Annotated in this window: 7 protein-coding genes; 4 read left to right on the top strand and 3 right to left on the bottom strand. The window is 47.7% G+C overall.

Features of this window, described 5'->3' with window-relative positions; translation table 11 throughout:
• Positions 1-164 precede the first annotated feature (164 nt).
• The 3 genes from VE954_RS14775 to VE954_RS14765 form a co-directional block, all read right to left on the bottom strand.
• The gene (locus tag VE954_RS14775) at positions 165-2231 is read right to left on the bottom strand and encodes a 3'-5' exonuclease (RefSeq protein WP_324954039.1); all 2067 of its coding nucleotides are present in this window, start codon (positions 2229-2231) and stop codon (positions 165-167) included.
• Positions 2232-2235: 4 nt separating this feature from the next.
• A complete protein-coding gene (locus VE954_RS14770) occupies positions 2236-5196 on the bottom strand; it encodes a DUF1998 domain-containing protein (protein WP_324954037.1) in 2961 nt (986 codons plus the stop codon).
• Positions 5197-5266: 70 nt separating this feature from the next.
• Positions 5267-6100, bottom strand: coding sequence for a hypothetical protein (locus tag VE954_RS14765; RefSeq protein ID WP_324954035.1), 834 nt, complete (start codon positions 6098-6100; stop codon positions 5267-5269).
• Between VE954_RS14765 and VE954_RS14760 the strand changes: the two genes are divergently transcribed.
• From VE954_RS14760 to VE954_RS14745, 4 genes are all read left to right on the top strand, one after another.
• Positions 6077-7864 (top strand): TM0106 family RecB-like putative nuclease, encoded by a 1788-nt coding sequence (locus VE954_RS14760; protein ID WP_324954033.1) that lies wholly within the window; start codon positions 6077-6079, stop codon positions 7862-7864. The genes VE954_RS14765 and VE954_RS14760 overlap by 24 nt on opposite strands.
• Before the next feature lie 5 nt (positions 7865-7869).
• Positions 7870-9594: a DEAD/DEAH box helicase gene (locus VE954_RS14755; RefSeq protein WP_324954031.1), complete on the top strand. Its 1725-nt coding sequence runs from the start codon at positions 7870-7872 to the stop codon at positions 9592-9594.
• A gap of 223 nt (positions 9595-9817) precedes the next feature.
• Positions 9818-10504 (top strand): DUF7713 domain-containing protein, encoded by a 687-nt coding sequence (locus VE954_RS14750; RefSeq protein ID WP_324954029.1) that lies wholly within the window; start codon positions 9818-9820, stop codon positions 10502-10504.
• Positions 10495-10781 (top strand): hypothetical protein (locus VE954_RS14745; protein WP_324954028.1); only part of this gene is annotated, 287 nt, incomplete at its 3' end. The genes VE954_RS14750 and VE954_RS14745, both read left to right, overlap by 10 nt.

Here is a 10781-nt window from a genome sequence, read left to right as displayed (position 1 = left end):
CAATAAAACTTAAGGATTCGGCTCGCATTTGTGCATGGGTTGAAAGAATTGCCGCCGACTTGCCCAAGCGCTCAAGCGGGGATATCGTGGGACTACCCTATGGAACAACAGTAGAAGGGGAAGGACACCGGGTGGAGTTTCCGGAGGATCCAGATCAGGAAAGACTAAAGCAATAGAATAAAGAGTTGATCGCGAGCGCGCGAAAGAGCGACGTATTGAAGATGATTCTTCTTTCTTTCGTAATCCAGTAGTGCTTTCTTGTTGGATTTCATCCAATCTGGCGCTTGATTTTTAGAGTGATCTTTATCATCGAGCACAAATACAGATTCAAATTCCAAACCTTTGCTGTTGTGCATCGTCAAAAGGCTAAGAGTGTTTTCTTCCGGTATGGGGTTTTCACGTTCAATATGTTGAAAATCAATACCAGCCGCCTGGAGCTTTGCTTGAATTTCTTCCAGACTTTTTCTGTACCTGGCAATAACCGAAAGGCGGTGATGACCTTTCTTCTGCTGCTCAAAAATGGCTTCAATAAGCCAGCTCAATCTTTTTTCTTGAGACGTGAAGATTTTTGTTTCTGGAGTTGGACCATGCCTTAAAGATTTAGGGCGATCAATTTCCTGCAAGCCATGATCCATCAGTGAATTATGTGCAACTTCACTAATTTCATCAGTAGTTCTGTAGTTTACATATAGCTTGATACTCCTCTTTCCAGAAACATTTATTCCAAGGCTTTTGAGGGAATACCCCGGCCCATAAATTCTCTGCTTGCCATCTTCCAGAAGCGTCAACTGATTCGCACCGGAAGCCTGTTCAGCCAGAAATGCCAAATCAACAGCTTTGAGATCTTGCACTTCATCAACGACAAGCGCGTCATTTTCAAGCTTCCTTAGTTTTTGATCCAGAGCGTAGTGCGCGATCAAGTCATAGGGTATCTTTTGCGAGGACACTGCCGCTTGCCAGGCCAGTTCGTAAATAGCCCACAATTCTTCTTTTTGCTCGACAGTTAACGTCATGTGCGCACCCTTTCTGGGGGCTCTGATATAATCACCAACTGACCTTATTTGTTGAGCTGCAATGATATCGACAATCTCCCGAAAGATAAGTTCCACAGTTTCCTTACTCTGCACCAAATGCTGAGGCTGGATTTTTTCAAAAGCATGCTGCAAGAAATCTTCTGTCGTACCTCCCAATTGCAGCTCCAACCCACGTTCTTCCTTGAGCCTATCCAAGACATAGCTGTGAAAGGTTTTGACCTTGTAAGATTTACCTAATTCCTGACCGAAGACATCTTTCACAATATCCATGAGATTCCGCATCAACGTGCGATTGAATGTCAAAAGGTGGACAGTCCGAAATCCCAAGGCTTTCAAGTGCACAGAGCGATGGATGCCGACGACCGTTTTGCCTGTTCCAGCTGCTCCTGTTATGCGAACGGGACCACTCGAATTCGCTGTTACCGCCTTCCTTTGAGCAGGATGCAAAAACGATCGCCATTTCCCAAATTCCAGCTGCATGGCTTCATCCAGAGCACGAATCCATGATTCGAGCTCCTGGTCGGTTTCGATTTTTTGGAAAGTCAAAATAGTATCAACGACCGGCGGGACAAGCGGCGATATTTGCTGCGGTTCTTCGCTATATCCTTGGATCAGTTGAGTCGCAAGATTGAAAACCGACTCCCCAACCGCTGCTGGCAAGGCATCCAGAACCAGCATCAAGTCATGCTCGTTTGCGATACGGCGGCAAACTTCCACATAAGATGACGGAATGCCCTCCTGGTTCAAAGCCTTATTGTCAAAAGCATCAAACAGGTAGGCTACTCCCTTGTTCCTCGCGGGCAAGACCTCGATTTTCGAAGGGTCATGGTTTTCAGAAGGTGTTTCAACATCTTCTTCAATCGCAATGGAAATAAGACGCAAAGCACCCGTCATCAGATCCTTGGATATTTTTTTGGTCTGAACCCAATTATAGGCAATATCGTGATGGTTGACATAGAGAAGATAGGCTTCATCAGACTGAGGTTCATAAGTAATTATGCGAATATCCTGATTGGCTGAATAGCTGACAACATGATCCGACTTGAGTCTGTTCAGCTTATGTCTTCTGAGTCCCGGATTGGACGGATCGTCTTTAATGAGGCGGACAGCCTTTTGAACCTGTTTTATTTCGATAGCGTTATGCAGCTCAGATACGAAGTCGTAGAAATTCTCTGCAATGTGTATACGGCGCTGCATGGAATTATGTCCTCATCCTTGCAAGAATAGTTTTAGCAGACTGAACGGCAGAGTCATTGGCATCGACAACCAGGAGGCGATAGGATGATCCCAGTTCTTTTTCAGCTTCATCCTCGGCTATTTGCATATTTTGTCGAATGTAACAGACACAGTTAGCGTTGCTGACAAAAGGAGCACCCAAGCCTGATTCTTCGACAGCAGCAATAGGATCAAAAATTTTGAATTCAAGACCCGCTTCCATCAATTTATCGACGACGGCCCTTTCATACGCACTCAGGTGATTGTAGGCCACAGGCTTATTGCTTTTGGCTTTCAGTTCACTACGAACCAATTCGGGGTCAATGGACCATAAAATCCAGTAAAGTGCCCAGGCATCGCGATAGTCACTGGAAAGGACTCCATCCGGGGCACGCGTACTTTGATCATCATGCATGCTAAAAAAGAAGCCACGTGTGTCTTTATGAAATGTGAGACCACTAAAGGTGCAGCCATCGGGCAAAACCCCTGGCAAAGTCTGCTTTATTGTCTCCCAGTCCTCTTTGCTCAGAAAAGAGTGCGCTTCGTCACCAAGGCAGGCTTGCACAGATGCAGAAATAAATCCTGCATAGAGATCAAAGCGCCATTCCTTTATTGTTCCGGCAAAGTTCCCGCCGCGTGTCACTTCCGGCTTAAATTTCCCTAAGATAAAGAGCAGGAGAGTATGTATTTTTTTGTTTGACGCATTGTAGAGTCTATGCCCCAAACTCCGGTAGTCTTCTCTGGATCTATTCTTGAGCCAGTCCTGCCAGCACACAAGCATATCGTAGGTAAAGGTCAAAACCTTTGGGCCTCCCTGCTTATCTGAATACTTATTGAGCAGTCCCAGACGCAAATGGATATCCTGCTTCAGGAATATGCTGCGTTCTGACGAAGGATTGAGGTGATCGGCACCACCGTCAATGTAAATAAACGCTCTCAATTCACTTTCGAGGAAAATGCTAAAGTCCGGTTTGGTATATCCCAATCCGTTGGTCAGGAACTGCTTCTCATGCGCAGTGTGATGAATCATAGCCTGTTTACCACCCAGCAGCTTGAGACGTATCGTTCTGCTAGGGTTGTGCAGGTCAATTTGAGTAGAACGAACCAAGAGAAAGGGGGAATCCTTGCAAAGCACTCCATCCACGAACATCTGTTCAGCCTGACTGTCAAAGACGGTATGCGTTGCCAGCACCGCATCAATGCCTTCCTGGTCATACTCCCAATCACTGGCGGTTACAAAGTCACCAAGCCATTGCAAGGCCATTTTCTTGGAAATGGATGAGTGCTGAAATTGATTTTCGTAACTGAGCAGGCACCGATAGCAGCCATTCAGACAAGGACAAGCCAGGAGATATCGATGCGTTTCGTCAAAGGTCTTGCGAAGCTGCGTATGCCCGCTCGTCGCCTTCTCCATCGTTTCGCCATTGAAAGGCATAAGAGCTCGCAGGTGACCCGTACCTCCAGGTACCTTGTCATAGAGAGTTGCAACAATTTGGCGACCATTGGCTTCCGTATTAAGGTAGCTGATCGTAACGCCTAGATGCTGGGTTTCTCCGCCAAGTCTCAAACGCATACTCAGCATCAGCGTGGCTTTCAGAGTTGGAACTCTTTCTTCTGCGCCTGCTGAAAAGCGAATGGTATCTGATTTTAACTGACGACCCAACGCAGCGTTTATCATGCTAATTTCCGTACCGTTGGGATTGCTAAAGTGTCGGCAGCGATAAAAGTGTCGATTACTTTGATCCCTGGCTTGGAAGATCCACCCCTCATGCTCGTCATAGCGATAGGGAACGGCCCAGCAGCTCTCGCACAGATCGAAGTATTGATATTCCCGTCCATTCCGTGGTCCGCGCACCAGAAGATTGATCGTGGCCTGAGTACGAAATTCAAAGCTCAGACTTGTTTCACGGCTCACCCAAGTCGCACGCTGAGAATGAGTCGATCGTTCACCACCCTGATAATTGATGAAAGGTTCTATGCGCAAAAGAGCTTTGCTGCGATTTTCCTCTGAGTCTTTGATCTGCATTTGGGAAAACTCGCCGGTAGAAACCACTTCATGAGGTGTAATGATCGCTTTGAAAACAGCCTTGTCGCTGTGACAGACCGGGCAGGACTGAACAGTGATCATCTTTTCTGTTACATGACCACAACTCTCACAGATCAGACTATGACGGATCCACTGACTCTGTTCCAAATCGTCCTTTACAATACGGGTAATAGGGGCCTTGATGCTATCAAGATAATACGTTGCGCCCGGCGCCAGTTCACGTAAACCAGGATCGGAGGGACGTGTAATCTCCATTTTGATGGAGCGATATTTACTGCCGCGGTCGCCAGCCCGTGTATTGATTGTGACCGTAGCATCACACTGGAAGTGGATTCCACTCTCGGGAAAGGCATAGTTGGGCAGAATACCCTGCGAAGCCAACTGCGAAAGAACATATTCACCAGTGCTGCCTTTTTGCACCTTTTGTTCCGACATTTCCTTCTGGCGGTCGACTTCCAAGGAGTCTTCGCCCTGATCAGAAGGTATGCTTGATTCCAAAGCTGTGACGTCACGCTTATGGCGCTGTCGGTACTGGTCCTGGAAATTAAGAATAGTTTCGATTTCAGACCAGAGACCGTCCGGTTGAAAGGCTTTAAAGAGGTAGGCTTCAATTTCATCGTAGGCAACCTCTTCATCGACCTGACCGAGTTTGATTGCCTCGATAAAATTCTGCACAGCAAGGCTGTCATCGAGCTGTTTGAGAAAATTCTGAAACCCCTTCCAAAAAGGCTGCTGAGCCAACAGCTCACCCGGTTCCAGAGACTTGGCCAAAGGGAACGACAAACATTCCTTACTGGCAACATAGCAGTCCAGCAGATAAGCATGAAATTGTCGACGCAGGATATCGCGCGTGCGAAAGCGGCAACCTGGAGCGCTGACCGATCCCTTAAAAAAATCCAAAGGCCGCAACCACTCGGATATCGGCAGGCAGCGGATGATGTTTAGAATATTTCGTTCCGGTAAAGAATAATTATCTATCGAATCGAATCCCGTTGGCAGCGCAGGATGCTTTGAAAATTTGATAGTAGTGTTCCATCTCACCGACTTGGTATTTTGTTTCGGCTTGATAAAAATTACTAAAATCCATTCCTGTTGCTTGAGATATTGCAAGGATGACTGAAGATGGCAGACGCGCGAATCTGGCGAAAACATCCTGGACTTTCGCTTCCGCCAACTCAGGAATGAAATTCTCATCATAGATAGGCAATTTTGGAATCTGCCTGGCAGAGGTATCGCCTGACGAATAGTATCCGTCCGGATAAACTGGAAAAAGCGGATCGATTCGCACCGAGCTTGCGATTCCAGCTCCAGCTAATTTTTTCAGTGCAGCCACCCGCCTCCAATAACCCGGTGCTCCTGGCTCCATGAGCCGGTTCATACGTCGATGATTTCCAGAAATAGGCATCTGTACTGAGTAACGACCCGCACATAGCAGACTCAGGTATTCCTCCTGCGCAACGAGGTCGGAACGAGTCACAATGATGGCTGGATAGTCGTAAGAGTTGAGGATACGCAAAAGTTCTCTGGTAACGCCATAGGTCGAATCTGCCCAGACAAAGCTATCGCCCGTCAAACCAATTCTGAGTGGAATTTTTTGCCCAAGAACCGATCGCCACCCGCAAAGCCTGTCTGTTTCAAAAACAGTGCGGAATACCTGCCGAACTTCGGCCAAGTCTATCGGGAGCGCTGCGGCGTCAGAGTCATAGACATCAATTGATAAAGTCTGAGACGTGAACTTAAAAGGCTGCTCCAAGTGATTCAGCGACGAAACCAAGGTCAGATGGCGGCGATGGCTATTGGGCATAGGTATCCTGCTGCGATCCAAGTATGTGAACAAGCCGGCTTTATGGCAAATTTTATCAACTATTGCAAGGCTGCAAGCTCTTCCTGGCAAGGGTTAGCGGCTCTTTCCGCCGATGAACAAACAGCACAGGTAACTGCCATCGATGGGATCATAATGCGCTATGTCAATGGACAACTGTTATTTTCTCCTACTGATATCTGCAACTACGCACGGTCAGAATTTGCTTCCTGGATGGATCGTTGCCAGCTCGAATCAAAGGGCCGCTTCGAGAAAGATGCTGAAGACGCTATGGCCAAAATTTTGAAAACAAATGGGCGCTTTCACGAGGCTCAGGTTCTCAATTCTTTCCGGGAACGCGGTTGCAAAGTTGTCGATTTGAGTTCATATCACGTGGAAGACACATTTGGCGCTATGCGGGAAGGATGGGATGTCATTTATCAAGGAGCTCTGCGGCGAGATCAGTTGACAGGTCTTGCCGATTTTTTGGTCCGCGTGCCTGGGAAATCCAATTTGGGAGATTTTCACTACGAGGTCTGGGACAGCAAGTTGGCGCGTCAAAGCAAAGCCAGTTATTTGCTTCAGCTCTGTGCCTATGCAGAAATGTTGGAAGCAATCCAAGATGTCCGTCCAGCGCGGGTTGGTCTCATTCTAGGTGATATGCGTGAAGAATCATTTCGGACCAACGATTCCTATTTTTATTATAAATTTTTGAAAGAACGCTTTCTTGAATATCAAAGAACATTCGACTTAAACCGGACCCCGGATCCAGTCATGTCGCGTTCCTATGGTCGCTGGTCTCAGGCTGCAGAAAATATCTTGAAAGAACGGGATTCCGTCTTTCAGGTCGCTCGAATCACCCGTTCTCAAACCAAAAAACTTGCGTCCGCAGGCATCCGAACGATGTTTCAGTTGTCGCAACAAGGTGAAGTTCCTGTCAGGGGGATACCCCCTGATGTTCTGCGACGACTTACTAAACAGGCTGAATTGCAGATCAGATCGAAGGGAAAGGCCATACCCGATTTTGAATTGATTGCGCATGCAGGCAATGCATTGACCCGACTTCCACCTTTCAACGAGGGTGATATCTTTTTTGATATGGAGGGGTTTCCCCTGGCCCAGGATGGATTGGAATATCTTTGGGGCTATGTGCATCTGGAAAAGGGGTTGCCGCTTTTCAATTGTCTTTGGGCCCACGACCATGCCCGCGAAAGAGTCGCGTTGATTGAGTTTATAGAATTCATTCATGATCGCTGGCTTAAAAATCCGGGCATGCATGTCTACCACTATGCAGCCTACGAGGTGAGTGCTATCACCAATCTTGCTCAGAGGTATGGCAGCTGCGAGGACAAAATTGACGATTTGCTACGCAATGGAATCTTTGTTGACCTCTATCAAATTGTTCGTGGTTCTTTCGTTATTGGGTCTGAAAGCTATTCCATCAAGGCTGTCGAGCATCTTTATCGCACGCAACGAACCACAGACGTAACCAGCGCAGTTGCCTCCGTGGTTTACTATCAAAATTGGATCGACGCCAGACATCAGGATTCCATGCTCGCCGACAAAATTCTGGAGGATATACGCAAGTACAATGAAGACGATTGTCAGTCCACATATGAACTTACACTCTGGCTGCGCAAACAGATGGTACAGCATCACATTGTCGCCCAGACAACCCAGGAACCCATGGCACCCCGCCCCACCGATCCTCAACATCAGGCCCTTATTGATGCGCTCGAAAAAAAGGGGCGGTCGGCATTCTCTTGAGTCAATTGGTTGCCTATCATCAACGGGAAATGCGCCGAGAATGGTGGGCCTATTTTGCTCGTCTGGAAATGGAATCCGAACAGCTTTTTGAGGATCAGGATTGCATCGCCGGACTTATTCACGACGGACGCGCACCTGAAAAGGTTGCCCGCAGCTTTCTGTACACCTGTATCTACGATCCTGTTCAGGAAGTCAAAGCTCAGGTGAATGATGCTTTTTCCATGAAGCACGATCCTGGAGTTACGGCCACGATCACAGAATTGGATCGCGAATTAGGATTGATCAGGTTCAAGACAACTGCCAAGGATCTTCCGGCAACGCTGGATTTGGTACCCAAAAAGCCCAGAGGCTATGATTTCGAGAAAGTAGTAAGGGAATATGCGGAAGCCTATGTGAATGGCCATATACACCAAGCCCTCGACGATTTTCTTGAGCGACGCCCCCCACGTTTGAATGACTCCACCCACCTACCTCAAAGCGAAGCTGAAACATCGGTAGAAAAGGTAGTGAAGGTTATCTGTGCGATGGAAGGATCATCGCTCGTTATTCAGGGGCCGCCAGGAGCGGGAAAAACCTATGTCGGGGCGCAGGCAATCTCTGAGCTCTGTAAGCACGGCAAACGTGTGGGAATAATGTCAAACAGCCACAAGGCAATAGATAATCTTTTGATCGAAGCAATTCAATTCTGTCACGCTGAAAGCAAGGGAAAAAGAGTCATAAAAATTGGTCAATCTGTTTCGATTGAGGCTGTCGAACTCGTTGAGTCAGGATCCCAATTGACAAATTTTGATTCTGTGATGTTGGTCGGTGGAACAGTATGGGCTTTTGCAAAAACCCACTTTAAGGATCAGTTTGATTTCCTGTTTATCGATGAGGCCAGTCAGGTCAGTTTAGCGAATCTGGTAGCTGCATCCGGCGCAGCACGGAATTTTGTTTTCCTAGGCGATCAAATGCAACTGGCGCAGCCTGCAAAGGGGAGCCATCCGGGTGATAGTGGGCTTTCCTGCTTGGACTACTATCTCATGAATCTACCTACAATTCCCGCAAATCAAGGTATTTTTCTCCCCGTCACGCGGCGCCTTCATCCGGATATTTGCGAGGCTATTTCGGATGGCATCTACGAAGGTAGACTGACTCATCATCCTTCGACTGAGAATCGGGTTCTGCTGCCCAAAGGAACTGAGATCCATGTGCGGATGCCAAGCGGCATTTGCTACGTTCCGATAATTCACGAAGGAAATCGGCAAAGCAGTGAAGAGGAAGCTATCGCCGTGCGAGAAATCGTGGCGGAACTCTTGCAAATGAAAGTTTGTGAAGGCGCTGTCCAACGTCCTTTGATCAGGGATGATATTTTGATCGTTGCCCCTTACAACCTTCAGGTGCGAAATTTGCAAAGAGTTCTTGGAGATAACTTGCGAATCGGCAGTGTGGATAAATTTCAAGGCCAGGAGGCAGCGGTTGTGATTCTGTCGCTTGGAGCCAGCACTGCATCAGACGCCCCACGCGGTATTGATTTCATTTTCGATCTTCATAGGATGAATGTGGCTTTAAGTCGTGCAAAATCTTTGGCAATAGTCGTCAGCAATGCGGGATTGGCCAGTTGCTATGTGAGTGACCCGAATCAAATGCGTTTGGTTAATTTTTACTGTCGTGTTGTTGCCAAGATATTGCCAGGGAATCATAGTCTCGATGAGACTGACGCGTCTATTGCGCCAATTCAAAAGAGTTGATCTTATAGTCCCACTATCCGGCCTGGAACTTGAGCCTGGGTAGTCCAGAAAAAGCAAAAATCCAATAAAATCGCTTGTTTTAGGTTCGGGGTGATAGCGCCTCTATGGCGCCATAGATCAGCACGTGCCTAACAAGCCGCAATGGGGTAAAAAGCGACTCAAAGCGGCCGGATCCGCACATTTTTAAACTTCGGTGCCCCACAAAAAGTGACGGAGAATCCTTGTGAACAGCGCAGCAACTTTTACCTGCCAGGCTTGCCAAAAGGTAAAGCCTGCAGTCGGATCGGTTCACCTTCGCGAGTCAGATGGAAGCAAGAGTCATCATGTCTGCTCAAGCTGCTATAATGCACAGGCCTGTGATCGCATGGGAATCGCGCGTTTGGAGACGAGTGAGATTCCCCATCTCATCATGCTCGACCTTGATGGCATCCCACATACGTTTTCCTTTGAAGTCATGATGACCACTGGCCTTGGTATTCGGGCCCTGGAACTTTTGGAAGACGGACAGATAGGCTATTCTTTTGGGGTTCTGGAACACCCGGAAACGCCCGTTGCTGAAGCATACGCAAAACTTCTCGTCAAGATCACAGCCGCGCTAAGCGTACGCTATATTCACGACGGGAATGGATTCGAATCATGGCACAGAGTCAAATCACTCGCTGGGTCGGTCGTCGTCGGGAGAATTGACGAAGGTGAACGTGCCGGCGAGACAATCCCTACAGCGATCATTGATGGCAGGGAATATAGTTGGGAAGAATTCGGACGTCTGCTTACCTCGTACACAGGCTTCAATTTTCGCCTGGAATGCTTGAGTGATTGCGAGACCATGGATCTTTCTCCGGATCCCAAAAGACCAGATCCACGTTGGTGGCTTGATAAAAATGGAAAAGGAGATGCAGAATGGGAATGATCTCGGAAAAATTCAATAGTCGACTTCAATCCTTCCGCGATATGAAAGTTGTGCCACTCTCGGCTTTGCGTGAAGCGCGGAACTTCGTAAAGGAATCGAACCTGCCGTCTGAAGATGAGCTTTCTCATCTTGACAATTTGCATGCTGCTTATGTTCATGTCCTGAATACTATGATCGCACTCTTTGAGCAATTTTGTGGAATGCCCGAGCTGGAACCGTTTTATAAGCGACTCGAAGAAGCACAAGACATGTATATGCCGGGCGGGCCACCCATGAG

Origin of the sequence: Oligoflexus sp. (assembly GCF_035638955.1) — a bacterium.
In the GTDB taxonomy this organism is placed as follows: Bacteria; Bdellovibrionota_B; Oligoflexia; order Oligoflexales; family Oligoflexaceae; genus Oligoflexus.
Note: the sequence above shows the minus strand (reverse complement) of the source record. Positions and strands in the feature narration are given on the sequence as shown.

Excerpts from the sequence above, each read along its gene's own strand:
- VE954_RS14765 (WP_324954035.1), bottom strand. The coding sequence starts at position 6,100 with ATGCCCAATAGCCATCGCCGCCATCTGACCTTGGTTTCGTCGCTGAAT.
- VE954_RS14760 (WP_324954033.1), top strand. The coding sequence starts at position 6,077 with ATGGCGGCGATGGCTATTGGGCATAGGTATCCTGCTGCGATCCAAGTA.
- VE954_RS14775 (WP_324954039.1), bottom strand. The coding sequence starts at position 2,231 with ATGCAGCGCCGTATACACATTGCAGAGAATTTCTACGACTTCGTATCT.